Origin of the sequence: Mesorhizobium sp. B2-4-15 (genome assembly GCF_006658505.1) — a bacterium.
Taxonomy (GTDB): Bacteria; Pseudomonadota; Alphaproteobacteria; order Rhizobiales; family Rhizobiaceae; genus Mesorhizobium.
In genome coordinates this window covers 207,657-232,693 of the sequence record NZ_VFUZ01000008.1, presented here as the reverse complement: position 1 = coordinate 232,693, position 25,037 = coordinate 207,657, and the positions used below count along the sequence as shown (strand labels likewise).

At 59.8% G+C, this 25,037-nt stretch carries 26 protein-coding genes and 1 pseudogene; 10 read left to right on the top strand and 17 right to left on the bottom strand.

The annotated features are described in order from the left end of the window. Together FJ930_RS12680 and gmhB are read left to right on the top strand one after the other, a co-directional pair. On the top strand, positions 1–573 hold the full coding sequence (locus tag FJ930_RS12680; protein ID WP_140744400.1) for an SIS domain-containing protein: 573 nt from the start codon (positions 1–3) through the stop codon (positions 571–573). Next, on the top strand, positions 566–1,234 hold the full coding sequence (gene gmhB, locus FJ930_RS12675; protein WP_141837966.1) for a D-glycero-beta-D-manno-heptose 1,7-bisphosphate 7-phosphatase: 669 nt from the start codon (positions 566–568) through the stop codon (positions 1,232–1,234). Before FJ930_RS12680 ends, gmhB begins: the two co-directional genes overlap by 8 nt. A 15-nt stretch (positions 1,235–1,249) precedes the next feature. Here the strand turns inward: gmhB and FJ930_RS12670 are convergent, their stop codons facing one another. Both FJ930_RS12670 and FJ930_RS12665 read right to left on the bottom strand, forming a co-directional pair. Continuing rightward, positions 1,250–2,044 (bottom strand): glycosyltransferase family 2 protein, encoded by a 795-nt coding sequence (locus FJ930_RS12670; protein WP_141837964.1) that lies wholly within the window; start codon positions 2,042–2,044, stop codon positions 1,250–1,252. Between the two features lie 232 nt (positions 2,045–2,276). Further along, a complete protein-coding gene (locus FJ930_RS12665) occupies positions 2,277–2,756 on the bottom strand; it encodes an Lrp/AsnC family transcriptional regulator (protein ID WP_140613115.1) in 480 nt (159 codons plus the stop codon). Positions 2,757–3,011: 255 nt separating this feature from the next. Here FJ930_RS12665 and trxB point away from each other — a divergent pair, with 255 nt between their 5' ends. Continuing rightward, positions 3,012–3,986, top strand: coding sequence for a thioredoxin-disulfide reductase (trxB, locus tag FJ930_RS12660; RefSeq protein WP_141837962.1), 975 nt, complete (start codon positions 3,012–3,014; stop codon positions 3,984–3,986). An 89-nt stretch (positions 3,987–4,075) separates the two neighbouring features. Continuing rightward, positions 4,076–4,972 (top strand): LysR family transcriptional regulator, encoded by an 897-nt coding sequence (locus FJ930_RS12655; protein ID WP_140744404.1) that lies wholly within the window; start codon positions 4,076–4,078, stop codon positions 4,970–4,972. A 28-nt stretch (positions 4,973–5,000) separates the two neighbouring features. Here the strand turns inward: FJ930_RS12655 and FJ930_RS30830 are convergent. The 4 genes and pseudogenes from FJ930_RS30830 to FJ930_RS30080 form a co-directional block, all read right to left on the bottom strand. After that, positions 5,001–5,501, bottom strand: a pseudogene (locus FJ930_RS30830) (isoprenylcysteine carboxylmethyltransferase family protein). An 804-nt stretch (positions 5,502–6,305) separates the two neighbouring features. Next, on the bottom strand, positions 6,306–8,357 hold the full coding sequence (locus FJ930_RS12645) for an elongation factor G (RefSeq protein ID WP_141837960.1): 2,052 nt from the start codon (positions 8,355–8,357) through the stop codon (positions 6,306–6,308). Positions 8,358–8,553: 196 nt separating this feature from the next. Continuing rightward, entirely contained in the window at positions 8,554–10,083 is a 1,530-nt protein-coding gene (locus tag FJ930_RS12640; RefSeq protein WP_140744407.1) for an EAL domain-containing protein, read from the bottom strand. A gap of 43 nt (positions 10,084–10,126) precedes the next feature. After that, entirely contained in the window at positions 10,127–10,294 is a 168-nt protein-coding gene (locus FJ930_RS30080) for a hypothetical protein (RefSeq protein ID WP_181176416.1), read from the bottom strand. A 31-nt stretch (positions 10,295–10,325) separates the two neighbouring features. Between FJ930_RS30080 and FJ930_RS12635 the strand changes: the two genes are divergently transcribed. Next, positions 10,326–10,721 carry a cupin domain-containing protein gene (locus FJ930_RS12635; RefSeq protein WP_141837958.1) on the top strand — a complete coding sequence of 132 codons (396 nt, stop codon included), beginning with the start codon at positions 10,326–10,328 and terminating at the stop codon, positions 10,719–10,721. A gap of 42 nt (positions 10,722–10,763) precedes the next feature. Here the strand turns inward: FJ930_RS12635 and FJ930_RS12630 are convergent, their stop codons facing one another. The 6 genes from FJ930_RS12630 to FJ930_RS12605 form a co-directional block, all read right to left on the bottom strand. After that, entirely contained in the window at positions 10,764–11,966 is a 1,203-nt protein-coding gene (locus FJ930_RS12630) for a pyridoxal phosphate-dependent aminotransferase (protein WP_140744409.1), read from the bottom strand. Between the two features lie 1,036 nt (positions 11,967–13,002). Continuing rightward, positions 13,003–15,048, bottom strand: a complete 2,046-nt coding sequence (locus FJ930_RS12625; protein ID WP_141837956.1) for a hypothetical protein — start codon at positions 15,046–15,048, stop codon at positions 13,003–13,005. Positions 15,049–15,321: 273 nt separating this feature from the next. After that, complete coding sequence (locus tag FJ930_RS12620) at positions 15,322–15,720, bottom strand: hypothetical protein (RefSeq protein WP_140776847.1); 399 nt, start codon at positions 15,718–15,720, stop codon at positions 15,322–15,324. Positions 15,721–15,790: 70 nt separating this feature from the next. After that, positions 15,791–16,297: a hypothetical protein gene (locus FJ930_RS12615; protein WP_141837954.1), complete on the bottom strand. Its 507-nt coding sequence runs from the start codon at positions 16,295–16,297 to the stop codon at positions 15,791–15,793. After that, positions 16,297–16,590, bottom strand: a complete 294-nt coding sequence (locus FJ930_RS12610) for a hypothetical protein (protein ID WP_141837952.1) — start codon at positions 16,588–16,590, stop codon at positions 16,297–16,299. Before FJ930_RS12610 ends, FJ930_RS12615 begins: the two co-directional genes overlap by 1 nt. Before the next feature lie 67 nt (positions 16,591–16,657). Further along, positions 16,658–16,993: a hypothetical protein gene (locus tag FJ930_RS12605; protein WP_141837950.1), complete on the bottom strand. Its 336-nt coding sequence runs from the start codon at positions 16,991–16,993 to the stop codon at positions 16,658–16,660. Between the two features lie 656 nt (positions 16,994–17,649). On the opposite strand from FJ930_RS12605, the gene FJ930_RS12600 reads away from it, so the two are divergent. Continuing rightward, a complete protein-coding gene (locus FJ930_RS12600) occupies positions 17,650–18,801 on the top strand; it encodes a RelA/SpoT domain-containing protein (protein ID WP_141837948.1) in 1,152 nt (383 codons plus the stop codon). 335 nt (positions 18,802–19,136) lie between these two features. On the opposite strand, the gene FJ930_RS12595 is transcribed toward FJ930_RS12600, so the two are convergent. Further along, a complete protein-coding gene (locus FJ930_RS12595; protein ID WP_141837946.1) occupies positions 19,137–20,297 on the bottom strand; it encodes a site-specific integrase in 1,161 nt (386 codons plus the stop codon). A 68-nt stretch (positions 20,298–20,365) separates the two neighbouring features. Between FJ930_RS12595 and FJ930_RS12590 the strand changes: the two genes are divergently transcribed. From FJ930_RS12590 to FJ930_RS12580, 3 genes are all read left to right on the top strand, one after another. Beyond that, on the top strand, positions 20,366–21,253 hold the full coding sequence (locus FJ930_RS12590; protein WP_141837944.1) for an EAL domain-containing protein: 888 nt from the start codon (positions 20,366–20,368) through the stop codon (positions 21,251–21,253). Further along, the gene (locus FJ930_RS12585) at positions 21,250–22,098 is read left to right on the top strand and encodes an EAL domain-containing protein (RefSeq protein ID WP_141837942.1); all 849 of its coding nucleotides are present in this window, start codon (positions 21,250–21,252) and stop codon (positions 22,096–22,098) included. The genes FJ930_RS12590 and FJ930_RS12585 overlap by 4 nt, the downstream gene beginning before the upstream one ends. Positions 22,099–22,205: 107 nt before the next feature. Continuing rightward, positions 22,206–22,814, top strand: a complete 609-nt coding sequence (locus FJ930_RS12580) for a glutathione S-transferase family protein (protein WP_140744412.1) — start codon at positions 22,206–22,208, stop codon at positions 22,812–22,814. Between the two features lie 52 nt (positions 22,815–22,866). Here the strand turns inward: FJ930_RS12580 and FJ930_RS12575 are convergent, their stop codons facing one another. The 3 genes from FJ930_RS12575 to FJ930_RS12565 form a co-directional block, all read right to left on the bottom strand. Next, complete coding sequence (locus tag FJ930_RS12575; protein ID WP_141837940.1) at positions 22,867–23,121, bottom strand: hypothetical protein; 255 nt, start codon at positions 23,119–23,121, stop codon at positions 22,867–22,869. Next, positions 23,118–23,318: a hypothetical protein gene (locus FJ930_RS12570; protein WP_140744414.1), complete on the bottom strand. Its 201-nt coding sequence runs from the start codon at positions 23,316–23,318 to the stop codon at positions 23,118–23,120. The genes FJ930_RS12575 and FJ930_RS12570 overlap by 4 nt, the downstream gene beginning before the upstream one ends. 274 nt (positions 23,319–23,592) lie before the next feature. Beyond that, positions 23,593–23,805: a cold-shock protein gene (locus tag FJ930_RS12565; RefSeq protein WP_015316174.1), complete on the bottom strand. Its 213-nt coding sequence runs from the start codon at positions 23,803–23,805 to the stop codon at positions 23,593–23,595. A gap of 274 nt (positions 23,806–24,079) precedes the next feature. Between FJ930_RS12565 and FJ930_RS12560 the strand changes: the two genes are divergently transcribed. Beyond that, positions 24,080–24,409: a hypothetical protein gene (locus FJ930_RS12560; protein ID WP_140744415.1), complete on the top strand. Its 330-nt coding sequence runs from the start codon at positions 24,080–24,082 to the stop codon at positions 24,407–24,409. 11 nt (positions 24,410–24,420) lie between these two features. On the opposite strand, the gene FJ930_RS12555 is transcribed toward FJ930_RS12560, so the two are convergent. Continuing rightward, on the bottom strand, positions 24,421–24,990 hold the full coding sequence (locus FJ930_RS12555; RefSeq protein ID WP_140744416.1) for a methylated-DNA--[protein]-cysteine S-methyltransferase: 570 nt from the start codon (positions 24,988–24,990) through the stop codon (positions 24,421–24,423). Between the last annotated feature and the right edge of the window lie 47 nt (positions 24,991–25,037).

The following is a 25,037-nucleotide window of genomic DNA, read 5'->3' as shown; positions in this document are numbered from 1 at the left end:
ATGTCCGAACTGAACGATTATCTGGTCCGCTCGGCGGCGGCGATTACCGCCATGGTCGAGCGCGACCTTACCGGCGAGATGGAGCGGGCGGTGAGCGCCGTGGTGACGGCGCTTTCGTCTGGGAAGGCGTTTTTGATCTGCGGCAATGGCGGCTCGGCCAGCGATGCCATCCACATAGCCGGCGAGCTGGTCGGCCGCTTCCTCAAGGAACGCAAGGCCTACAATGTCATCGCATTGCCGGCCAATGCCGCGGTGCTGACGGCCTGGGGCAATGATTATGGCTTCGACACGGTGTTCTCGCGCCAGGTCGAGGCGCATGGCTCGGCCGGCGGCGTGCTGCTGGCGATCTCGACCAGCGGCAATTCACCGAGCATCCTCGCCGCCGCCGAACAGGCGCGGATGATGGATATGACGGTGATCGGCCTGACCGGCGACACGGGCGGCAAGCTCAAGCCGCTGTGCGACATCCTGCTCAACGTGCCCTCGACCTCGACGCCGATCATCCAGCAGGGGCATCTGTGCCTCTACCATCATCTGTGCGAGGTGGTGGAAGCCCGCCTGCACAATGGCTGACAGAGTGGACGCTGACGGCAGAGAGGAGCCGTATCCACTGACCGAACCGGGCCTGTGGGTCGAGCGGGTCGGCAAGGAGGTCTTTCCCAAAGGTACGCCGGCGCTGTTCCTCGACCGCGACGGAACCATCAATGTCGACACGGACTATCCGAGCGACCCGGCCGAGATCGAGCTCAGGCCGCAGATGCTGCCGGCGATAGCGGCCGCGAACCGGGCCGGTGTCCCGGTCGTCGTGGTCACCAACCAGTCCGGTATCGCGCGCGGCTATTTCGACTGGAGCGTCTTCGCGGCGGTCAATCGCCGCGTGCTGGAGCTGCTGCGCGAACAGAGCGTGTTCGTCGACATGGTTCTGGCCTGTGCCTATCACGAGGCCGGCATCGGGCCGCTCGCCATTGCCGATCATCCGATGCGCAAGCCCAATCCGGGCATGCTGATCGAGGCGGGCAAGCGCCTCGACCTCGATCTCCAGCGCTCTTTGATCGTCGGTGACAAGCCAGCGGACATGCAGGCGGGACGGCGCGCCGGCTTGGCACAAGGCTGGCTGGTGGGCGGCGAGGCGGCGGTTCAGCCCGGCTTCGCCATCCGGCGCCTGCATGATGGGGACGACCTCATCGGTTTGCTCGCCGCTATCGAAACGCTCGGCGGGGACAACAGATCCTGATCCGAACCTGACGGCTTACACGGGATCGCTGCGGTCCGAGGCCTCGTAGAGTTTGGCCTCCGTGGCGAAGGAATAGATCATCACCGACATCGAGTAGACGAAACCGTGCCGGCCGCAGAGGAAGTAGCGCTTGGCCAGGTAGAATTTGAGGAAGTTGCCAAGCGGTGACAGCACCAGCCGCACCAGGCCGGGCTTCTTGCCCTTCTCGACCAGCGTTACGGCCTTCAGGCTGGAATAGGCGTTGGCCCGGGCAACATCGTCCTCGACCGATATTTCGCGGCGATGCAGCAGGACACCGTCCTCGATCGTGCCGGTCTCGCCCGGCACGCCAAAGGATTCATGCACCCGCGCGGTGAGATCCATGGTGGCGCCTTCGCGGCGGAAAAGCCGCATCAGCCTGTTGTGCAGCACCCAGCGATGCGCATAGCCGTAGCCCTTCAGCCAGTCTCGGCGGCGGATGTACCAGCCGTGGATCTTGTCGTTGGTCGATTGCGTGATGGCCACGATCGACTGCCGCAGCCGGTCGTCGACGCGTTCATCAGGATCGATGGAAAGACACCAGGGCTGATTGGCATGGTCGAGCGCGAATTGCCGCTGACGGGGAAAACCCGGCCAGTCATTGTGCAGCAGCGTTATCGGGTAGCCTTTGGCGATATAGCTTTGCACGCATTCGACGGTGCCGTCCGTCGAACCGGAATCGACGATGACGATCTCGGCGCAGAAATCGATGCTTTCCAGGCACGGGCCGATCATATCGGCCTCGTTCATGCAGATGATAAGCGCCGAGACCGGGCTTGCAAATCGAGTCATGGTCCCCTTCCCATGGCGGATCGTCCTCGGAACAACGCTGCTTGCGCTATCTGTTCTTACGCAGTCCCGGGCGGAAAACCGTTATACATTTTTCCAGGGATTGCATGAGAAACCAACCAAGCGGCGAAGTTCGGCGGAGCGATCCATGAGCGTCTGTCGGACACCAACGCGGCGCCGGTGTGGCGAAGGCCAGGAATTCGCGGGGGGCAGGCGCGCAGGCGTTCGCCTGACCTCAAGATCGCTCGAACGAGACCAGCCCTTCATCCTTGACCCGTCGGATGGTGAGCGCGGTGCGCACCGTGTCGACATTCGGCGTCGAGGTCAGTTCCTCGATGACAAAGGTCTGGAAGGCGCCGAGGTCGCTTGCCACGCAGTGCAGCAGGAAATCGGATTCGCCCGACACCATCCAGGCATCGCGCACGATCGGCCAGCCGCGCGTGCGCTCGGCGAAGGTGCGAAGCTCGGCATCGGCCTGGTGGTGCAGCCCGACCAGGCAGAACGCAACGACGTCGAGGCCGAGCGCCGGGGCATTGAGCAACGCCCGATAGCCGCGGATGATGCCGGTTTCCTCCAGCCGCTTGACCCGGCGCAGGCAGGGCGGCGCCGAAATGCCGACCCGGTTCGAGAGCTCGACATTGGTCATGCGCCCGTCCGCCTGCAACTCGCGCAGAATCTTCCAGTCGATGGCGTCGAGGTCGGCTTTCAGGGGCATGGGCTGTCTCAGCTCGGCGCAAGAATCTTTCACAATTTTGTAATTAAACGACTTTTGTGTTGGCGCCAGCCCTCGTCAACGCGATTTTTGAGCGGTAACGAATGCGACCGTCGCGCGAATAACCCCACGGGCCGAAGCTTTCCGGGGACGACGGCCCGTTCGTCTTGCTGGCATGGTTGGCAACCCTTACATTAGGCGCGACATTCCATGCCATTTCCCAAGGCACATTCCCTGTCTGCCCCGCAGAGGCTTCAAATGACCACCAAGCACGCGCCTGTTCTCATCATCGGTTCCGGCCCGGCCGGCTATACGGCGGCGGTCTATGCCGCACGTGCCATGCTGAAGCCGATGCTGGTCGCCGGCCTGCAGCAGGGCGGTCAGCTGATGATCACCACCGATGTCGAGAACTATCCCGGCTTCGCCGACCCGATCCAGGGGCCATGGCTGATGGAGCAGATGCTCAAGCAGGCCGAGCATGTCGGCACCGACATCATCAACGACATCATCACCGAGGTCGACCTCAACGTACGGCCGTTCCGCGCCAAGGGCGATTCCGGCACGACCTACACCGCTGACGCGCTGATCATCGCCACCGGCGCGCAAGCCAAGTGGCTGGGCATTCCGACCGAACAGGACTTCATGGGTTTCGGCGTCTCGGCCTGCGCCACTTGCGACGGCTTCTTCTATCGCGGCAAGGATGTCGCCGTGGTCGGCGGCGGCAATTCAGCGGTGGAAGAGGCGCTCTATTTGTCGAACCTCGCCAAGAGCGTGACGGTCATCCACAGGCGCTCGGACTTCCGCGCCGAGCGCATCCTGCGCGAGCGGCTGCTGCAGAAGGACAATGTCCGCGTCATCTGGGACACGATCGTCGACGAGATCACCGGGCGCCCCGGCAAGGCGCCGCTGCCGCCTTCCGTCGAAGGGCTCAAGCTCAAGCATGCGGTGACCGGTGCCGAAACGCACCTTAAGGTCGATGGCGTGTTCGTGGCGATCGGCCACGCGCCGGCGGTCGAGCTGTTCGTCGGCAAGCTGAAGCAGAAGCCGAACGGCTATCTGTGGACGGCGCCGAATTCGACCCGCACCGACGTGCCCGGCGTGTTCGCGGCGGGCGACGTGACCGACGATGTCTACCGCCAGGCGGTGACGGCGGCGGGCCTCGGCTGCATGGCCGCGCTGGAGGCGGAGAAGTATCTGGCGGGCATCGAGGTGCATCGCGAGGCGGCGGAATAGGCGTTTGTAAAATTGTTAAAAAATCAGCTTAGAAACGCCGTGTAAAAGCCTGATTTTTCATTCAGACGCCAAGCAGAACGAGGGGTATCATGGCGTTGGACTGGGACAAGCTACGCGTGTTTCACGCTGCGGCGGAAGCGGGGTCGTTTACGCACGCGGCCGAGACACTGCACCTTTCACAATCGGCAATCTCGCGGCAGGTCAGCGCGCTCGAGCATGATGTCGGCGTGCCGCTGTTCAACCGCCATGCCCGCGGCCTGGTGCTGACCGAGCAGGGCGAAATGCTGTTCCGCACGGCGCATGACGTGCTGATGAAGCTCGAGACCATCAAGTCGCGTCTGACCGAGACCAAGGACCGGCCTTCCGGGGTGCTCAGGGTGACGACGACGGTGGGTCTGGGTGCCGGCTGGCTGACCGAACGTGTGCAGGAGTTCATCGAACTCTATCCCGAGATCAGCCTGCAGCTGATCCTCGCCAACGAGGAACTCGACCTCACCATGCGCCAGGCCGACTGCGCCATCCGCCTGCGCCAGCCGCAGCAGCCGGACCTGATCCAGCGCCGCCTGTTCACCGTGCATTTCCACCTCTACGCGGCCCCATCCTATGTCGCCAAGTACGGCAAGCCGGCTTCGGTCGCCGAGTTGAAGAGCCATCGCATCGTCACCTTCGGCGTGCCGGTGCCCTCGCATCTGTCGGAGCTGAACTGGCTGGAGACGGTCGGCGATTTCGAAGGCGGCCAACGGGTGCCGACGCTGCAGATCAACGATATCCTGTCGATCAAGCGCGCCGTGCAGGGCGGCGCCGGCATCGCCATGCTGCCCGACTATGTGATTTCCAAGGACTCAGGCCTGGTGCAGCTCTTGCCGGAAACCGAAGTGCCGTCCTTCGACACATATTTCGCCTATCCCGACGCGATGAAGAACCAGGCGAAGCTGCATGTCTTCCGCGATTTCGTCATCGCAAAGGCGCGCAGCTGGTCCTATTAGCCCACGGGGCAGCGCTGGCGGCGGTGGTCTATCCACCCCGCCAGGGCGTCAGCCTCGGCAGCCAGCCCGGCACATTGCGGCGGTAGGTTGCGTATTCGGCGCCATAGCGGCTGGCGAGTGTCGGCTCCTCATAGAGCTTGACGAAGATGATCATGGCCGCGCCCGCGACAACGCCGTAGGCGAGAAGCGTCCAGCTCGAGAACAGCAATGCCTGGCCAAGGATGATCGACAGCACCGCGACATACATCGGGTTGCGGACATGGCGGTAGATGCCCGCCGATCACCAGCCTCTCGGTGGGCGCGACAGGGGCGGGTGTGCCCAGCCCCTCCAGTGCGAAGCGGGCGAAGGCATGCAGCAGCACGCCGGCCGCCGCAACGATGAGAACGCCGCCGGCAGGGAGAAAGCCTGGGACGGCGGACAATGGCAGGCCCAGCGATCGCTGAGCAGCCAGGGAATAAGTCCGGCGACCACGCCGGGTGCCGCAATCAGGAAGATGCCGCTGCCGGCGATCGCCGAAAACGGACGCATTGGATGCCCGCGCTTGATTGCCTCAGAATTAAACGACTACTGCCTGATTTCAGCTCATCAGGTGTTTTTCGGCATTTGCGAGCAAAGTCGTCCGGAATTGACGTTCTCAAGACGGCAATTGCCCCGTTGTGTGCTCCATTTTGACGATTCTGCTGGTCCTATTGGCGTCAGGAATGGGTTAGACCACAGCCTGTGTCTTTTTGCATGCGTGTGTTGCAAAATAGATGCTTGTTTCTTGGGCATGGTGGGCACATATATAGATCATCTCCTGGGCGCGTTCTCCTCCCATTAGCGCCCTCGAGTGTTCCCCTCTGGAGGTTAGCCTTAACAGGCACTTCCAATCAAACTCAGCCGGATCTTCATTGATCCGGCTTTTTTGTTGCCCGGACGCCACCATGGTGGCGGAAAAGTTCACCGGAACTGCCACGTAACAGTGTCATGTAACCTCTGGTAACATGACAAGGCCACCCTCGACCTGCTAAGTAGATGATAGGACGCGGTGTGGTTCGGACGAGAGATGGGGGCATCACTCGGACGGCCGGGCTCAGGCGGCTACCGCGTCCGAACCTTTTCCGCCGAAGATTCGGCAATTGCACATGCGGCGGACCTGCCGTTTCTCCTCCCAAGAAAACGGTCCGCAAACAAAACGGCGTCCGGTCCCCGGGCGTCGTTTTTGGTTTTATCCCCCCGAACAGAACGGATGCTGCGCCAAAAGCGTCGCGCATCAGAGCGACGCGCTTGAGGTGTTCCATGCATGTCGCCCAAACCGCTGGGCATTTTTGGGCGACATGCATTGGATGAGAATCAGGCAGCCTTGCCGTTGGTGTTCATCGCTTCGTCGGCGAGGCGGCCGGTGAGTTCGGCCATGTGGTCGAAGGCGGCGTGATAGCTGGCCACGCCCGAGGTCGCCGAACGCAACTCGATGATCAGGTCGCCGATCTCGGCCTGCGGCATGGTCGCCTCGACGACGTCCCAGCCAGGCCAGTCGGGCCGCGCGTCATAGCCGAGGATCTGGCCACGCCGCTGCGGGATCAGCGCGATGATCTTGGAAGTGGCGTCCGACGGCGTGACGATCTCCACTTTCATCACCGGCTCCAGAAGCACCGGCGAGCAGGCGGCCATGCCTTCCTTCATCGCCAGCCTCGCTGCCATCTGGAAGGCCATGTCGGAAGAATCGACTGCGTGGTAGGAGCCGTCCGACAGATTGACGGCGATGTCGACGACGGGGAAGCCGAGCGGGCCGGATTTCAGATAGTCGCGTATGCCCGTCTCCACCGACTGGATATAGGTCTTCGGCACGACGCCACCGGTGATGGTGTCAGTGAACTGGAAGCCGGAACCGCGCGGCAGCGGCTTGATCTCGATCACCACATCGCCGAACTGACCATGGCCGCCGGACTGCTTCTTGTGGCGGCCGCGCTGTTGCGCCGATTTGCGGATCGTCTCGCGATAGGGCACGGCCGGCGCATGGCCTTCGACCGGAATCTGGTTCTTGCCCTCCAGCCGCTCGCGCACGACGCGCAGGTGCATCTCGCCATGGCCGGACAGCACCGTTTCAGCCGAGTCCTGGTTGTGACGGAGGCTGAGCGAAGGGTCCTCCTCGGCCAGCCGCTGGATGGCGGCCGACATCTTCACCTCATCCTTGCGTTCCTTGGGGCGTAGCGCGAAGGCAAAGACCGGCTGCGGCGGCTCAACATCGAACAGCTGTTTGGTGCCGCCCTTGGCCGAGGTCAACGTCTGGCCGGTCTTGACGTCGTCCAGCTTGCCGAGCGCCACGGTATCGCCAGCCTTGGCGGCGGTGAGCTTGACCTGGTCCTTGCCCAGCATCTTGTAGATGCCGGAGACCTTGGCGGTGCCGCCGCCTGGCAGCCAGAGTTCCAGGCCGTCGGCGACCTGACCTGACAGGATGCGAGACACCGACAATTTGCCGCCATGCGGCGTGTGGATGGTCTTCATCACCTGGGCCAGTGTGGCGTTGCCATCCGGGGCACCGAGCCGCTTGCGGGTCGCCTCGATGTCGGGCGCGTCGTGGCGGATCGCCTTCAGGAGGCGCAGCACGCCGTTGCCTTTCTCGGCGGTGCCGATCAGCACCGGCGTCACCACGCCGTCGCGAAGATCGGCGGTCAGGTCGTCGAAGACCGCGTCCTTCGGCGGCTCGATCTCTTCGAGTAGCTGTTCCATCAGCTCATCGTCATGGTCGGCCAGCGTCTCCAGCATGGAGAAGCGTGCCTCCAGCTCGCGCGCCTTGTCGTCGCCCGGTATCTGAGCCACTTCGCTTTCGGCATATTCGCGGTAGATGTAGGCGCGCTCCAGCGCCAGATCGATCGAGCCGATGACGACGCCGTCCTTGCGCAACGGAATCTGGCGCAGCAGGAGCGGCACCGAGCTTGCCGGCTGCAGCATCTTCAGCGTGTCACGCACGCCCGCTACCGCCTTGTCGACCTTGTTGAGGAACAGGATGCGCGGTACGCCGAGGTCGTCGAGCTTGCGCATGATGAGCTGCAATGCGGGGATCTTCTTCTCATCGGCCTCGGCCACGACCACTGCTATGTCGCAGGCGGCCAGCACCGGCTCGGCCTCGAAGGAAAATTCGATCGAGCCGGGACAATCGACGAAGGTGAACTGCTCGCCCATGAATTCGGTGGTGGCGATTGTCGCCTCGACGCTCATAGCGTGGGCGCGTGCCTCTGGCGAATGGTCTGAAACGGTGCTGCCCGAGGAAACCGGGTTCTGGCGGGGGATAGCGCCCGTGCGGGCCAATATGGCTTCTAGAAGTGTCGTCTTACCGCTTGCGAAGGGACCGACTATGGCAATGCATTTCGGTCCCGTGCGTCGTCCTCCGGCGCGATTACCCATGACTGACCTCCACTCAGGCGTTTCCCGTAGGACCGACTGGCATTCATGGTTCAGGCTTGGTCAATCGGTCCCGAGCGGCGGCCGGCCTGTTCGACCGTCGCGGGCGGGGTTCTTTTCAAGCGCCACCTGCCCAAAAGCATCGTCCCACTTGTTTGCCGGCAGGGCAAGGAAAATAGGAAGCCGATGCCGTGCGGCGTCAGGCGCTCAGCGCCAGGGGAGCGGCATTGACGGTGCGAACGGGAGCAAGCTTGTCGCGCGGCGCCGGCCGGCCGAAATGATAGCCCTGGAAGCGGTTGCAGCCGGCCGCCTTGGCCAGCGCGAATTCTTCCGCGGTCTCCACGCCTTCCGCCACGATGGTGACGTCCTGGATGCGCGCAATCTGCCCCAGCGCGGAGACGAAGATCTGCGCCACCTGGTCATGGGCGAGGCTGCGTATGTAGGAGCGATCGATCTTGATGATGTCGATAGGCAAGGTTTTCAAATAGTTGAAGCCGCAATGGCCGGTGCCGAAATCATCGAGCGCTATGTGGAAGCCAAGGCCACCCAATGCCTCGAGTCGACGCAGGATCTCGGGCGTGGCCGCGGTCGCCACCGTCTCGGTGATCTCGATGATGAATTGCGCCGCCTGACGGCCGGTTTCCTTCAGCACGCGGTCGCACATGGTGACGATCTCGTCGCGCTTGAGCTGTTCGCCGGAAACGTTGATCGAGATGCGGCGCCCCTGGAAATGGTCGACATCGGCGCAAGCCCGCTTGAACACCCATTCGCCGAGCATGTCGATCAAGGTCGAGCGTTCGGCGATCGGAATGAACTCGGCCGGCGAGATCAGGCCGCGTACCGGGTGACGCCAGCGGATCAACCCTTCAAACGCATGGGTGGAACCGTCCGGATTGACGATCGGCTGGTAGTGCAGTTCGAGTTCGCCGAGATAGACTGCGGCGCGCAATTCCCGTTCGATCAGACGGCGGTAGCGCTTGTCGGATAGCATCTCCTCGTCGAACACGGTGACGCGGCCTCGGCCGGCCGCCTTGCTTTCATAGAGCGCCAGGTCGGCAACCAGCATCAGTTCCGTCGTGTTCGAGGCATGGGCGGGCGCCAGCGCCACGCCGAGCGAAATGGAGAGTGGAATGATCTTGCCTTCATGCGATTTGCCGGCCCGCATGGCATCCAGCAATTGCCTGACATCCTTGTTGATGGCGTTGAGGTCTGCGTGCGGGATGATGACGCCGAATTCGTCGCCGCCCAGGCGCCCGACCATGCTGCCGGCAAAGATGCGCTCCGCTGTCTTGACCAGATACATCAGGGTACGGTCGCCGAACTGATGCCCGAACGTGTCGTTCAACTGCTTGAAATGGTCAAGGTCGATCAAAAGCAAGGTCGCCTCGCGCCGATCGCGCATGGTGCCCAGGCTGTCGCGCAGCGCTTCGAGGAAATAGCGCCTTGTCATCGCCCCGGTCATCGCGTCCCTGGTCAGGAAATAGTGCTTCTCCGCCTCGGCCGCCTCAGCCGACCGCAAGCGATGGACGATGCTGCTGCGCATGTACATCAGCGCCAGCAAGGCGACGCTCGTGGCCAGGATCGAGACGGCGAAGGCGCTGCTCGACGGCAGGTTTCGCGAATTGTCGAAAGCGCCAAGTGCCGCCGCGCCGATGCTGAGCACAAGCAGCGCCTGGACGCCGCGGTAGATCCGGCCGCTGTGGTTTTTGATCGTTGCCAGTATGCTCATCCGCCAGCCCCCGCGAAGCTGGCTCACGGCTAGTGCGCAGCCGTTAAGAAGACATTGAATTCCCCGTCATTTCACCGCGCTGCACCATGCGGAGAAGGTTCATGGTTAAGGAGAAGAAACCGATCTTGGTCAGGCAGGCGAAACCGCGGGTTGCGTCCTGGGTGATATCGACCGACAATACGGTTGCTCGATGAGCCGCGGTGTTTGCCACCAGTGGCTCACCCCAGTTTCAGGATCAGACGATGAAGATCATTGCTTGCGGCAGCGTGCCGACCATTATCGCGCCGGAAAAGTATTTCACCGGCCGGGTGCTGCAGACGCCGATCGTCGAGACGGAGGCGCCGGCGCGGCTCAGGGCCACGCTGGTCGCCTTCGAGCCGGGCGCACGCACCCACTGGCACACGCATCCGTTCGGCCAGACGCTCTATGTCACCTCGGGCGCCGGGCTTGCCCAGGTATGGGGCGGCCCGGTCCAGGAGATCAGGGCCGGCGATACCATCTCGTTCGCCCCGGGCGAGAAGCACTGGCATGGTGCCGGGCGGAAAACCGCGATGACGCATATCGCCATGCAGGAGGCACTCGATGGCGTCCATGTCGACTGGCTGGAAACGGTTTCCGGCGAGCAGTATGGCAGCTGAGTCCTGACCGTGGACGGCGGCCGCCTCCTCGGGCCTATCTGATCAGGTCAGCGATGCCGTAAAGCGCTGGATGCGTGTGCAGGCTTCCTCCAGCAGCGCCTCCGATGTGGCGTAGGAGATGCGGAAGTTGGGGCCAAGGCCGAAGGCCGAGCCGAACACCACAGCGACGCCTTCGGCCTCGAGCAGTTCCGAACAGAAGGCCTCGTCGGTGCCGATCACCTTGCCGGCTTTCGTCTTCTTGCCAATCAGTTGGGCACAGGACGGATAGACATAGAAGGCGCCTTCCGGCGATGGGCAGGTGATGCCGCGCGCCTGGTTGAGCATCGATACGACCAGATCGCGCCTGCCCTGGAAGATCGCCTTGTTCTTGGCGATGAAGTCCTGCGGGCCGTTCAACGCTTCCACCGATGCCCACTGGGCGATGGTGCAGGCACCCGAAGTCTGCTGGCCCTGGATCATGTCCATCGCCTTGATCAGCTGGACCGGACCGGCGGCATAGCCGATGCGCCAGCCGGTCATGGCATAGGCCTTGGACACGCCGTTCATGGTCAGCGTGCGCTCATAGAGGGTCGGCTCGACCTCGGCGATGGTCTTGAAGACGAAATCGCCATAGGTCAGGTGCTCATACATGTCGTCGGTCAGCGTCCAGACATGCGGATGCCTGAGCAGCACGTCGGCCAGCGCCCGCAGTTCGGCCTCCGTATAGGCGGCACCCGACGGGTTGGACGGCGAGTTCATCAGCAGCCATTTGGTCTTCGGCGTGATCGCCTTCTCAAGCACTTCAGCCGTCAGCTTGAAACCATTGTCGATGGAGGTGTCGGCAAACACCGAGGTGCCGCCGCAGATCGCCACCATTTCGGGGTAGCTGACCCAGTAGGGGCGGGGGATGATGACCTCGTCGCCGGGGTTCAGCGTCGCCATGAAGGCGTTGAACAGGATCTGCTTGCCGCCGGTGCCGACGATGGTCTGCTCGGGCTTGTAGTCGAGATTGTTCTCGCGCTTGAACTTCCTGGCGATGGCCTCGCGCAGCGGCACGATGCCCGAAACCGGCGGGTACTTGGTCTCGCCACGGCGGATCGCTTCGATCGCCGCATTCTTGATGTTGTCGGGCGTATCGAAATCCGGCTCGCCGGCGCCGAGGCCAATAATGTCACGGCCGGCATTTTTCAGCTCGCGGGCTTTCTGCGTCACCGCGATGGTGGCGGAAGGCTTCACGCGGGAAAGGGTGTCGGCAAGAAAGGCCATGACCTTTTGTCTCTCCAAAGGATCGGCGCGGCCAGGAGCGGCCGCGGCGCTTCTCATGTCGCATGCTGCCGCCAAGTGCAAGCATTGTCGGCTGGGCCAGGTATGGCGATGCGGTCAATGAGGCGTGATCAACTGAGAGTTCATTAATACAAGGTAGAGGCTTGCATGGCAGGATCGCAATCCAATTCCGCCAGTTCGCGGAGCGAGGAACCCTTGTCGCGCAGCATCGGGCTTGCCCATATTATCCGTCATGATCGCTCGCAAGTCTGCTCGCTGACGGCAACGGTCGCTCTCAGGTTCGCTCCCTCACGACACCCTCCGGGCTGTCTAAATGGGCAAGCCCCGCTGCGTAGACACCAGCCGTTTGGTCGACAAAAATATCTAGATCGTTGATGGTCGTTACGGATGATGTATAAGACATCAATAAACATGTCTGAGGCATCAATACTAACGGTCTGAACCTTAACTGAGGCTCGCCCGATGGGGGTACAAGGGGGGCAGCCCCCGGCCAAGACTTAAGGTATGACCCCCTGAAAATTTCTCCAAGAATTTACCGGAAAACGGGACCCTCGACGAGGAGCGGGGAGAAATCCCCTTGCTTGGTTCCCCGGCGGGATGACGACGAACAGGGTCCTCGTTGTGACCAGAGTGTGACAAGAGTGACCGGGAATAACCTAGAGGTAAAGTCTTCTAGAGCTTTGTTTTTATTCCTAATTTGGTAACACGTAGCGGTCTGCAAACCTAAAGGTCAAACCTCTTGGGCGAGAGCTAGAGGGCCAGAGCTAGAGGGCCAGAGCTAGAGGGCGAGAGCTAGAGGGCCAAAACAAGCACCGCAGGTTCACTAGAGTAAACCACCTCCAAAGATCGAAGGAGATAAGTCCTCTACCCTTCGGGAGTTCAGTACCCCTTGTCGGGAGCTAGGAGTTTAATGTAGGGAAATGTCCCTTAAGTATAATGTGTAAATCCCTACATTAGATTCCTTATATGTCGAACAATCAAAAACCAAGACCATGAGGGATGTCGAAACCTGTTCTCCCTACATTCTTGCGAAGTGGCTTCCACCTTTGCCTCTCATGCGCACGAGGCGGATTCCTTGGGCAGCAAGTGCCCCCTCGAAGTCCCGGTGACTTAGAACGTCGTTACTCCAATCTTGTCGAGTCATGCCGAGTTTGTTCGCCACCAGCGGAGCGGGTAGTTTGTCCCCATGACCGGGGTTGTCCCTGAAGAACTGGACTATGAAGCTGACAGCCTCTCCGACCTTGCCGGTCAACTGACGCTCGACCGGCGACCAATCAACGGCTTTCGATCCGGGGAATATGTCGATATCGCCCTTGTGTTCCAACATGGCAGGGATGCCTGTCTGAGGGTCGGCAATGATGTAGGCGTCACACTTCCCACAAGCCCCGTCGATGCTCTTCCTGACCGCGCCACGGCACAGAGCTTGAAGGATCAGGTCAGCATGTTCGCCATGTTTGATCGACGCGAGCTTAGCCTTGTCTAACTGCTCTTGGGACCGGACACCCGATGACATCCTCGCTCTAGCGATATAGGTCTCTTGGTCATAGAAGAGCGTTCCAGCGAGGATGACGTTCTCGATATCCCGATACTGGTTTGTCGCCTTGAAATCGGACCCACCCCAGTACGTGAACTTCAGTCGTCTCGAATCCTTGACCCGTCTCCGAATCGCTTTCTCGACATCGGCGACACGCTTGGAAGCCTTATGGTGGACGATGAGAAATCTTGCGTCCGGCTTGTCATCAATGGTCCTAACAATACCCTCTAGCAGGGTCTCCGCGCCATCTTCATCCCACGAAGCCTTGCCTCCGCCACGCCTCCAAATGTGGACAGTCAGGTCTCGGTAGTTTTTGCCACCGTGAGAGAGGGTGACTAGTTCCTTTCCAACATCCTTTTCCCAATGCTGGTAGGTCTTCCTGACCCTGCCTGAGGCGTCGCAGACGACCATTGGCTTAAGGTCATCGGGTAGGTGTTTCTTGTAGTGGATAGCGGCGCTGGTTGCTCCGATCTTCTCTACAATCACGGGAGTGTTCGACAACTCCCATAGGTCGCTTGCGGCTTCCTTGATTGCATCCTTCTCGTCCCCATAGCGGGCGAGGATGTCGTTTGTGTCTAGATCAGTTTCCGCAGGCAGATCAGGAACCCAGAATTCCGCCCCATGGTCCTTGGTCTCGATGCCGGCTTTGACGGTGTTCAATGCCTTGGTGAGGCTTTCGCTATAGGTCGCAGCGGGTAGCATCCCACCAATCAGAGCAGCGGAAATTCTCATCTCCCTGGCCCTCAATATGGCCTCATCCCATATGCGGACTTGTCGCGGTCTGCCTTGGTAATGGAAATCCTCCGTCGCCTCAAAGCTGTCGTGACGCCTAGTCCGGGAATCGACCATCTGTTGTGTCGTGAAAAGCACCCTAGCTCTGCGTTTGTCGGCATTGCCGGCTTTGTTCAATTCTCGAAGGAGCACCGTCCTTTCATTCGTCTTGTCTTGGTCAGCCTCTTGGACAAGGACAGCAAAATCACCGTCATCCAATCCCATCTGTTCGATCATTGGCTTGATCTCTGCCAGACGGCCAAGACAGATCAGGACCGAAACATTTTTGTGGGCTTCTGACCTAAGCAGACGACGGGAGAAATGGATTATCGACTGAGACTTGCCTACGCCGGGGTCCAGCGGGGAAAGGTAATAGAGTTTCTCGGCTTTGCCGTCGGCCATTGCCTCAAGGCTGGAAACCAAATCCTTCAAGCCTACCCATTGGGCAGTCGATGGTTGATGGCCGTTTCGTTTGAACGTCTCGCGCAGGTCATCCATCGTCTGTTCGGCAAGGGTGGCGTGGGGACGCTTGTGGCTCTCTCTCCAAGCGAGATAGGCGAGGTATTCTTTGACCCCTCCGATCTCGACACCATCGACCCTGTAAACGACCTTTCGGTCGGAGCTTCGCTCCTCTAGTGGCACTACGTGCCGACCCACGGGGCTTTCATCGGACCCCTCTTGATAAATCCTCACTTCAGGAGCTTCGTATTCATTCAATCCTAGTGCATGCGCGATGTCGCCAAATCCGTTTATCGCCAACGTGGCTTTCCTTTCTCTTGGGCAGTTGTTCAGGATGAAGCCAGTAACCCAGCTTCACCGGTTTGATTTCGCCGTCTGGGATTATGGCAGGATCGACCGATCTGAGTATAAACAGGCGATTTATTGCAGTGTCGTCTACCTTGCCGAATAGGTTCCGCCCGTTCTCCCAAAGCTCGCGGACGGAGCCGTAGGCCCTGAAGTCTCGTCCGTTCTTTTGGAGAATGAAGGAGTCGCCGCGCACGACGACCCCCCAGACCTTGTTTAGCTTGACCATCATGCGGTCACCCCAGCGTCTAAAATGCCTTTGTTTGGGTGGTGGTGGTGGCCTTTCAGCGCATCCAACGGGATCGGGTGATCCGAGACAGCGGGAACATCAAAAGACCGATATTTTATCCGCTTCGCCACCTTGGTTTGTTCATCGACAACATCGTGATCAGCCCAATAAGCAAGGCTGTGATCCCGCTTGAAGACAGGGACGCCATCCCGCTCGACATGGATCAGGGTATCGGGCGAAAATCCTACCTCATCGCGGATGACACGGCAGAGTGGGCCGAGCGGGTCTTTGTAAGTGCGCCGACCGGATGCCGAGTCAGACGTATCGATGGTAGTGCCACTGTCGCGATGGGTAGCCCGATAGCTGCCAGTGTATTCGACGACGATGGTCTCGGTCATAGCGCCGTAAACATCTGGTCAGCGCATTCAGCAACTTCCGGGTAGAAGGACGCAGGGGCATGGTGGTAACTCATCGTGGGACCGCTCCCTGTGGCTGCGAATAGACGACACGACCACGACGACGGGACTTCACCACGCTGTCAGGACGGAAGATCAACGGCTTTCGGAATCGCGGATGATAGGAACCGGCTTTGATGCTCTCGGCCTTCTCAGCCTCTAAACGATCCCTCGCTTCAACGAGTAGGGCACGATCATGCTTGGTAGAGAACCCGTCCCGTACTGCGAGATTTTCCAGGCACAAGTTAAGCGGATTGCCGTCACGGTACTCCACGACCTCGCCAGCCTTGGCATCCGTCAGGACACGAGCGACGAGAAGACGAAGACCGTTCGGGCCTCTGGCATAGACGCCCCCGCCTAGGATCGACCAGTTGGGATAGAGCTTCAGAGCGACGAGTTCGTTGTAGGCTGAGAGTTCAAGAACAGCCTCGTCTTTGCCGAAGCGCGACAACGGGACATGCACGACGAAGAGTCCCTTGGGACCCTCCGCCTCTGTGATACGTACAGAACGCGCCTTCATCAGAAAGCGCTCCGACTTGCGCCCTTTTGGGCAAAGATCGATTTGGTGTTGACCGGCTTCTGATTCACCTTGATCGAATCGAGGTACCGTTCGACTGCTCCCTCGTCGGTCGCACCACCCCGTTCTAGAAGAGCGAGCGTCACCATGCGGCTGAACTCTGGCGAGAGCGCCCCTTCGATGGCATCGGCAGCCTCATGGGCACGACGACGAAGCAACTCTCGTTCGGCATCACCCATGTCGGCCACATTCTTGGCGATCATTGAACGGTCGGAAATAGAGACATTGACAGGCATAAAATTACCTTTCTGAAAAACAGATTTTGAAAATAGATTGTTGAAACAGTGAGTAGAGTTTAGGAGATTAGGTCAGGAATGAGGATGGATTGACGTCGAGACGCTGACCTGTCGCTGACGCATAGTGGGCCATCTCGAACGCCCATCCGTTCTTGGACGCCCAATCGATCAGGGCGCGGACGAGATCTGTTCGACTGGTAAAGCTACCAAGCTCCGGACCTTCGATGCCGACAAAGCCAGCACGGTATAGATGAGTTTCAGAGCGGAGGAGTTTGACGTGCCCTTCGTCGCGACCCTTCTTGACGCTGATGACTGTCACGTCGAAGGGATTAGGGCTTGAGCCGATGTAGTTGAGTTCTTTTGTTCCTAATGATGCAATTTCGGAAATGCTGATTTCGTCCATGGTTCCTTTGGTTGCTGCCAAAACGGCAGTGGGTTTGAGTTTATCAAGTCTGATTGCAATTTGTATGCTGAATCTACAAGCTTTAAATTTGCTCTGGATTCTCCCTATTATAGCATAAATTAACAAGAAAGTCAATAGCAAACGCAAGGTTACATAAAATATATCGGAAGTCGCTTCAACAAGCCATCGATCCCGCTGGCTATTGTACCCAGAGTGTTTTTGAGCGGTAGCAAATCAGATGATAGGACGCTCTCGCTAGTGGACAATCCGGGTAGGCTCCCTACGGTCCACAGTGGCCAAATAGGAAGGGTTACAGGCTCACGCCACCCGTTCCCGGCCAGTCTCTTGGCGCAACCCTTGCTGCCTCACTGACCCCGTCGTCTGCCTGGCACCCGCTTTCGCGTACTCACCTTTGAGGGCTTTCAGTTGGCTACTAGGGCAGGCAAAGACGACTTGCCTAACGAAGCTGGGCCTTCATGTCGCTCATGTCAGAAAGACTGTGGAGCTATCCCCAGATGACCATTAGACGAAGCGATTACGGCAATCCTTGGGCCTTCCTGAAAATATTGTTCCTTGTTGATGAGTCCGGTACGCTACGGCGTTGATTCGATCCCCGGCGGGCGACCGCTATCTTTAGTCAGCGGAACTAAGGCCCGATGAGTGACTATCCGAAATTCGATTACCTTCGGAAGCAAATCGTTCGCGTAGGCGAAGAGTTGTCTGGAAAGATGCTCGTCGCGGAGGACCACTCAAATCTTGAACACTATCGGGAGGTCTTTCGTATTGCCTACAATTGGCGAAACTCTCACATCTACCCCATGAGGCGCATACATCACGAGTTAAGCGTCAACGTTCGACAGCGCGGCGTCAAGCTAACGGGCATCACTTCCGCCCGCCTGAAACGGATGCAATCCATTCGAGAGAAGCTTGGGGAGAGCACCACCAAGTTCGACCAGATTCAAGATTTAGGCGGCTGTCGGGCGATTATGGATTCTGTCGATGATTATCGGCAACTGATTGCGAAGTACCGGGAGGGCGCGACCGTCCATCGTATCCGCAATGACACTGACTACTTCGCCAATCCAAGGCCTTCCGGATATCGGGGACACCATCTGGTAATGGAGTTCCAACCACTGGTGAACGAACAGCAGCACAGGGACAGGCGCATTGAGGTCCAATTGAGGACCGGGTTGCAGCACGCTTGGGCGACTGCCGTTGAAGCCGTGGGGATCATGCGACGTGAGAATATGAAGCGCGGCAACGGTGATCCCGACTGGCTTCGTCTGTTCGCGTTAATGTCCACTGATTTTGCGATCGAGGAAGACGGCGCGGCAGTTCCAGGCACCCCGGAAGGCAAGCGAGAGCGACATCAAGAGCTTCGTCATTTGAACGCCAAGTTGAATGCAGTGGTCTTCTTGGAGAATATCAATCAGGCGTTCCATTATGCCCCGAAATACAAGGGGAGCGCCAAATTCTATCTGGTCCAAATCGACCGTGATAGGAAGGAGGTTCACGTCACCGGCTACAATCAACCGATCAATGCGACCGAAGGCTTTAGTGCTTCGGAAACTGGCGGGAGGTTTATATCCGTACTGGCGGAGGTCAACAAAATTGAAGACCTAACTCGGGCGTTCCCGAACTATTTCATGGATGTGCAAATGTTCACCGATCACCTGAAGACCATCGTTTATCCCGACAGGCTTCACAGGGTGGCAAGACAGGCAGCACAAAGTGTAAGGGCCACTAAGAAAAAGTCGTCTAGCTTCCTCGACCTGTCTTGGTTGAAATCTTATATGCCTCAGCGCTGATCACTATTATTCAACAGAAGGTTCTTCCGAATGAGTGTGACTTGCATGGTCTTTATCAATCGCAGTATGACGGGGACGCCATATAAGTTCGCTGCGGTGCCACGTGCCGGGGACCTACTTCAAATCGCTACAGAGGGGCGCGAATGGATGGTGACAGTCGAGAACGTCACCTTTATCGCCGATGGTGTTTACCAGCAGGGCGAAACCCCCATACAAATCAATGCTTTGACCGCTGAGCACATGAGGCGTAGTAAACCGTAAAGAAAAGGCCCAAGACGGGTGCAAGGGCCTAGTAAGTCTGTGTGACATTCCGATGGGCCGGAAACGTATGTAAATCAGATAGTTAGCTCTGGTGAGGGAAGGGCCTTTCGTTCCATCGTTGACGATATCGATGGCCGATCCAAGAGTTTCGCCCTGACTGCCTCCTGACTGGCGTGGGAATACCTCATCAACTGGGCAAGCGTCCTGTGGCCTGAGATCGAGGCGACTTCCGGGACCGTCAGACCAAGCTCAAACAGGCGAGATATCGCTTCGTGTCGGAGGTCATGGAAATGAAGGTCTTCAATCCTTGGCGTCGCACGTCTGCATATCCGGGTCCAAGAGGTCTTTAGAACTTCGACGTGTATCGGGAATGCTTTCGTCGTCGGAATGACATGAGGTGGCCCGATTCGGGCGAAGCCCTCAAAGGAATTCCGTTCCGTCTGGTCAGGACGTGGTTGAGCGAAAGCCAGTGTGAGACAAGCCTTTGCCTTGTTCGTCAGCGGGATCGTTCTCGAATGGCCGTTCTTCGTGAAGGGGATGACCAGCAAAGAGCGTTCGAAGTCGATGTTCCTGAGTTCTATCCGAAGGATTTCACCCTGCCGCATGGCCGTCTCTAGGGCGAACAAGATGATAGGAACGACGTAGGGATTAGGCTCACCATTCAGTTGCCTCAACTGCCGGGCTTGCGACAGCAATCGTTCTTCCTCTCCGGGACGTAGGCGTCGTTCACGTCTGACATCTATCGCAGGCAGATACAGGTCTTGGAGAGGGTTTCCGGTCGGGATATGCCATTCCGCCTTGGCCATCTTGAACATGTGATAGAGCGGGGCGAGTTCTCGTCTCAATGAGTTTGCCGTCACGGGGCGACCAGTCAGCCTCGAAACCTCCTTAAGCCTTTGGTCACGGTACTGTGCGAAGTCCTTCGATTGGAGGTCGTTCAAACTTTTCGAAGCGATAGAGTGGCGCATGAACCTGTCGAGCAGGATGGTTTCAAATCGGCATGACCGCTTCTTCGGAAGGACTTCGTCCCGGTATCGAGTGACGAGTTCAGCCAGGGTGATACCTTTGAGTGTCTTCCTGTCTGGTCCTAGCTCTTGTCGGTCTAGTGATCGTTCGATCTCTCTGGCCCATTCGAGGGCATCAGCCTTGACGAGAAAACTTCGTGATCTTGGTGATGATCCCTTCCGTCTGACTTGGACGTTCCACCTGCCGTTACGCTTGCGAATTGATGCCATTTTGAAAGCTCCGTGTGACCCAGTTGTGACCGGAAGCCAGATGCCCCAAGTTTGTCGTGGGAAATCAAATGCTTCGACTAGGTGACCTTATCATCCGTCATGATGACGGCACCTCGTCAGGTGTCTGGGGCATCTACACGCTGCAAAGCGCCTTCCAGCCGATCTTCGCCTTCAAGGAGGGCAAGCTGTTGGTCGTCGCCTTCGAAGGGTTGATCCGGCCGTTTCGCGATGGCGAACCGCAATCGCCGATGACCTTCTTTTCGACCTGTCCGGCCGCCGACCGGCTGCATGTCGAGGCGCTGACCAGGACGCTGCATCTGCTCAATGCCGGCGCCTGCCTGCCGCAGGAGGCTTCGATCTTCATCAATTTCGATCCGTCCGTGTTCACCGAGCGGGCGATTGCCGACAATGCCTTGCGCGAAATGCGGCTGGTGCTGCACGAGGCCGGCATCGATCCGGGCCGGGTCGTGTGCGAGGTGACCGAGCAGCGATCGGCATCGCAAGAGACTTTGTACGAGTTCGTCGCGGCATTGCGTGGCAACGGATTTCGCATCGCCGTCGACGACTATGGCGCCGACGATTCCGACATCAACCGCGTCAAGGAGTTGAGGCCCGACATCGTCAAGTTCGACGCTCGCTGGATCACGCAGCTGATGGAGTCAGGCGCCGGCTTCGCGCTTTTGACCGCCATGGTGAAAAGCTTCGAGGAGCAAGGCATCCGCACCGTGTTCGAGGGCATCGAGGAGGGATGGCAACTGGAGCTCGCCGAGAAATCGGGAGCTTCGATGGTCCAGGGTTATGTGCTGGCGCGCCCCGAACTGGCGCCGACCAGCTTTCACGCCTTCGGCAAAGCCGGGGAGGAGACCGTATCCGCCACCGCCGGGGCGGCGTCTGCCACGGCCACGCCGCGAACAGCACGACCGGCGAAGGCCTTCGGGCGCAGGACGTCACCATGAGCCTGGAGCGGCGGCGCAATGTCGGCGATGCGATCTTCGTCGACGAGGTCGGCATCGAATATGGTATCCATGGCGATTTCCGCCTGCGCAGCGCCTACCAGCCGATCTTCGCCCCGCGCGGCCGCACCTTGCGGGCCGTGGCGGTCGAGGGCCTGGTCGAGCCGCGTCGTGCCGACCAGCCAGGGTCGGCTCGGATGTTCTTCGAGAGCGTTGCATCGCCGGACCGGCTGTTTGTCGAGGCCATGTGCCGGGCGCTGCATTTGCGGAATTTTCACAATATCGGCGTCGACGGGCTCGATCTGTTCTTCAACTACAATCCGGTGGTTAACGACCATCCGGAGCGGGCGCTGGCGGAGATCCGGCTGATGAGCAGGCATCTCGACGAGCTCGACCTCGCCCCTGGCATGCTGGTCTGCGAAATCACCGAACAGGCGGCGGATGACGCACTTCTGGCGCGGCTGGTGCGCGAAATGCGGCGCGACGGCATCCGTATCGCCATCGACGATTTCGGCACCGGCCATTCGACCGAGGAGCGGGTGAACCTGCTCAGGCCCGATATCGTGAAGATCGATGGCGGCTGGTTCGCGGAATTCTGCCGCCACACTGCTGCCGAACGTTTCTTCCGCCCGCTGGTGTCCAGCCTGCACGACCGCGGCGCCAAGGTTCTGGTCGAGGGCATTGAGCAACCCATCCATCTGCGCGTCGCACTCGAAGGCGGCGTCGACCTGCTGCAAGGTTTTCTTCTGGGCCGGCCGGCGCTGGCCGGCACCATCTTCGACGAAAAGCCGCTCGCCATCGATGCACTGCTGGGCAGGGACAACAATGTCGTGCCGCTCTTTGGCTAGGACCTTGCATCAGCGGTGCTGATGATCACGCCAAAACAAATCATTGGTTGAGGGCGCCGCGGCTGCGATAATCGCGTCCGCACAAGGCAGCGCTTCGGGGACCGGCAATGATACTTTACAGCATGATCGACAGCGGCAATTGCTACAAGCCGCGCCTGCTGATGGCCAAGCTCGGCCTCCCCTTCACGACGATCGAGGTGAGTTCGCACACGGGCGATACGCGAAAAGCCGATTTCATCGCGAAGAATCCGAACGCCATGGTGCCGCTGCTCGAACTCGACGACGGCCGGCGGCTGGCCGAGTCCAATGCCATCCTGCTTTATCTCGCCGAAGGCACGCGCTTCCTGCCCACGGACAAATATGAGCGCGGGCTCGCCTATCAGTGGCTGTTCTTCGAGCAATACAGCCACGAGCCCTATATCGCGGTGCGCAAGGCGCTGCTGACCTTTCCCGAGAGGGCCAAGGACGCCACGCCGGAGCGGCTGTCAGTGACACTGGAGCGCGGCAACAAGGCGCTCGGCGTGATGAACAAATATCTGGAGAACAATGCCTTCTTCGCCGGCGGCGCCCTCAGCGTCGCCGACATTGCCCTCTATGCCTATACGCATACGGCGGAGCACGGCGGCTTCCAGCTCGACGCCTATCCGGCTGTCGTGGCCTGGCTTGGCCGCGTGGAGGCGGATCCAGGGCATGTGCCGATCGGGTGGGTGGGGTAGTCTTGTCCTCATGCCATAGCCGCTTCGCGGCTGGACGGGGCATGCCAAGAGGCTACTTCAAAAGGCGGTCATAGTCGGCATGGGTGCCGATCCAGAACCAGATCACATCATCATTGTCACGGACGGCAACGGCCCGGTAGCTATCGTCAACTCGCGCCGACCAATAACGTCCGACCTGTTTGAAATGCAGTGATGGATGAAAAGGATCAGCGCGCAGTCTGGCAAAACGCCTGTCCGCTTTTGCTCTGATTAGCGATGGCAGTTTTTCGTAAGCCTCCCAGAACGATGGGGAGGCGATGTGATTCACAATGGCCGGGTCCGGCCGGCACGATGGTCAGCCAGCGCCGCTTCGGCAAACTTGTCCAACCGGCCCGCCTTCGCGTCGGCCTCGATCTGCCGATCCCACGTATCAGCCCGAAGCGCCTCGAACCATGCGGCAAATGCCTTCAGCTCTTCGGGGCTCAGTTCGGCGACGGATTTTTCGATTTGCTCAAGCTTGGTCATATCCGAATAGTATCACTATTGGGCTAAAAGTACCACAAGTGGGACTATAGTTCCCAGCTTCGGTGCCTGAACTCCAGACAAACAAAAAGGCGGGACAAAGCCCGCCTTCCCATGCTTGGTAGCCTGATCGGGAGCGTCCGGTCCGGGCTGGCAGCTATCTGCTGTTCCAGCTTGTCGGGTCTTTCCGCTCCGGCGCGCTTCTCGCGCGACCGTCAGTACATCCGTGACTTGCCGCGCGCCCCGAGCTCTCGCCCGGCGCGCGCCATTCGCAAAATCAGGCTGCCTTGCTCAGAGACCCAGCGGACGACTTGCCAGTGCGGCGGTCCTGCTCGATCTCGAAGTTGATCTTCTGGCCTTCGACCAGGGTCGACAGTCCAGCGCGCTCGACAGCCGAGATGTGGACGAAAACGTCCGCGCCGCCGCTGTCAGGCTGGATGAAGCCGAAACCCTTGGTGGCGTTGAACCACTTGACCGTTCCAGTTGCCATAAAAATAGTCCTTCACATTTGCTTTGGTTTGACTGGACCGAGGCCCAGCCGGTGTGCATCGAGATTTTGGAGATAGACGTCAGCAAACGCGAAGATCGCGAGGCCCGGATCGATCGGCCGAAATATCAATGGGGCTGATATAGGATGCTTTCGCACCAAAAACAAGACTGTGTGAGAAAGCCGTGATCGGAACGCCGCCCAAAGGCCGCCCCAATCTGGTGAAACCGTTGCGGCAGGTCGTGCTGACCGCGGCTGCGGATCAGGGGAGGAGACCATGAAAATCATTCTGCTTGCCGCCTGCCTGACGCTGATGGCCGCCGAGGCGCAGGCGGTCTCGCGCTATGATCCGACGCATATGAGTTGCGGCAAGGTCCAGGCGACGATCGCGCGACAAGGCGCGGTCATCCTGCGCTATGAGTCGACGCGCGTGCCGGGCCTGCCGCTCTACGACCGCTATGTGCAGAGCCAGCAGTTCTGTACCATGGGCGAGGTGAGGACGCGCGCCTATGTGCCGAGCGCCGATACGAAGTCCTGCCCGGTCTACAACTGCAAGCGGCCGGATAACGACCGGCATTTCCGCCGGCGCTTCTTCCATAATAACTAGGCCACGACGGTTCAGAACCCGAACGACACCTGCGCGGGCGGCGGCGGGCCGACGCGCACGCCTTCCATGGCCAGCATCTTCTCCTTGGTGCCCGAGCCGCCGGGAGCCGAGAAGCCGCCGATCTTGCCGCCTGCGGCGAGGATGCGATGGCATGGGATGACCAGCGGCACCGGATTGGCGCCAAGGGCGGCACCGGTCTCGCGCGGCAAGCCAGCGTGGCCCGCGCGCTTGGCCAGTTCGCCGTAGGTGGTGGTCTCGCCATAGCTGAGTTTGCGCGCCGCGTCATAAATGGCGAGGCGGAAGTCGTCGACACCGTCGAGATCGACCGGAACATCGGTGAAATCGACGTCCTCGCCCGCGGCATAAGCCTTGATCGAAGCGATCAGGTCGACCACCCATCGCGGCTGGGCCGTGGAGGCGGAAACGCCGGCGTGGCGCATCAGCCGCCGCTCCACCGCCTCGCGGCTGCGTTCGGGCAGGCAGAGCCGGATCAGGCCCTTTTCGCTCCAGGCGATGCCCATGAAACCGATCACTGTTTCTAACACTGCGTGGCCGGCTGTGATCGAAGCTGTCGTTTCCATGATGCACTCCTTTCCGCAAAGCGGCGAAATCCGGGATTCCTGCCGGT

What these genes read in the sequence shown, in the direction of transcription:
- FJ930_RS12585 (WP_141837942.1), top strand. Translation starts at nt 21,250, where the DNA reads ATGAGCCTGGAGCGGCGGCGCAATGTCGGCGATGCGATCTTCGTCGAC.
- FJ930_RS12560 (WP_140744415.1), top strand. Translation starts at nt 24,080, where the DNA reads ATGAAAATCATTCTGCTTGCCGCCTGCCTGACGCTGATGGCCGCCGAG.
- FJ930_RS12645 (WP_141837960.1), bottom strand. Translation starts at nt 8,357, where the DNA reads ATGGGTAATCGCGCCGGAGGACGACGCACGGGACCGAAATGCATTGCC.
- FJ930_RS12580 (WP_140744412.1), top strand. Translation starts at nt 22,206, where the DNA reads ATGATACTTTACAGCATGATCGACAGCGGCAATTGCTACAAGCCGCGC.
- FJ930_RS12655 (WP_140744404.1), top strand. Translation starts at nt 4,076, where the DNA reads ATGGCGTTGGACTGGGACAAGCTACGCGTGTTTCACGCTGCGGCGGAA.
- FJ930_RS12630 (WP_140744409.1), bottom strand. Translation starts at nt 11,966, where the DNA reads ATGGCCTTTCTTGCCGACACCCTTTCCCGCGTGAAGCCTTCCGCCACC.
- FJ930_RS12610 (WP_141837952.1), bottom strand. Translation starts at nt 16,590, where the DNA reads ATGCCTGTCAATGTCTCTATTTCCGACCGTTCAATGATCGCCAAGAAT.
- FJ930_RS12665 (WP_140613115.1), bottom strand. Translation starts at nt 2,756, where the DNA reads ATGCCCCTGAAAGCCGACCTCGACGCCATCGACTGGAAGATTCTGCGC.
- FJ930_RS12635 (WP_141837958.1), top strand. Translation starts at nt 10,326, where the DNA reads ATGAAGATCATTGCTTGCGGCAGCGTGCCGACCATTATCGCGCCGGAA.
- FJ930_RS12680 (WP_140744400.1), top strand. Translation starts at nt 1, where the DNA reads ATGTCCGAACTGAACGATTATCTGGTCCGCTCGGCGGCGGCGATTACC.
- FJ930_RS12600 (WP_141837948.1), top strand. Translation starts at nt 17,650, where the DNA reads ATGAGTGACTATCCGAAATTCGATTACCTTCGGAAGCAAATCGTTCGC.
- FJ930_RS12595 (WP_141837946.1), bottom strand. Translation starts at nt 20,297, where the DNA reads ATGGCATCAATTCGCAAGCGTAACGGCAGGTGGAACGTCCAAGTCAGA.
- FJ930_RS12640 (WP_140744407.1), bottom strand. Translation starts at nt 10,083, where the DNA reads ATGAGCATACTGGCAACGATCAAAAACCACAGCGGCCGGATCTACCGC.
- trxB (WP_141837962.1), top strand. Translation starts at nt 3,012, where the DNA reads ATGACCACCAAGCACGCGCCTGTTCTCATCATCGGTTCCGGCCCGGCC.
- FJ930_RS12615 (WP_141837954.1), bottom strand. Translation starts at nt 16,297, where the DNA reads ATGAAGGCGCGTTCTGTACGTATCACAGAGGCGGAGGGTCCCAAGGGA.
- FJ930_RS12565 (WP_015316174.1), bottom strand. Translation starts at nt 23,805, where the DNA reads ATGGCAACTGGAACGGTCAAGTGGTTCAACGCCACCAAGGGTTTCGGC.
- FJ930_RS12620 (WP_140776847.1), bottom strand. Translation starts at nt 15,720, where the DNA reads ATGACCGAGACCATCGTCGTCGAATACACTGGCAGCTATCGGGCTACC.
- FJ930_RS12570 (WP_140744414.1), bottom strand. Translation starts at nt 23,318, where the DNA reads ATGACCAAGCTTGAGCAAATCGAAAAATCCGTCGCCGAACTGAGCCCC.
- FJ930_RS12555 (WP_140744416.1), bottom strand. Translation starts at nt 24,990, where the DNA reads ATGGAAACGACAGCTTCGATCACAGCCGGCCACGCAGTGTTAGAAACA.
- FJ930_RS12590 (WP_141837944.1), top strand. Translation starts at nt 20,366, where the DNA reads ATGCTTCGACTAGGTGACCTTATCATCCGTCATGATGACGGCACCTCG.
- gmhB (WP_141837966.1), top strand. Translation starts at nt 566, where the DNA reads ATGGCTGACAGAGTGGACGCTGACGGCAGAGAGGAGCCGTATCCACTG.
- FJ930_RS12605 (WP_141837950.1), bottom strand. Translation starts at nt 16,993, where the DNA reads ATGGACGAAATCAGCATTTCCGAAATTGCATCATTAGGAACAAAAGAA.
- FJ930_RS12670 (WP_141837964.1), bottom strand. Translation starts at nt 2,044, where the DNA reads ATGACTCGATTTGCAAGCCCGGTCTCGGCGCTTATCATCTGCATGAAC.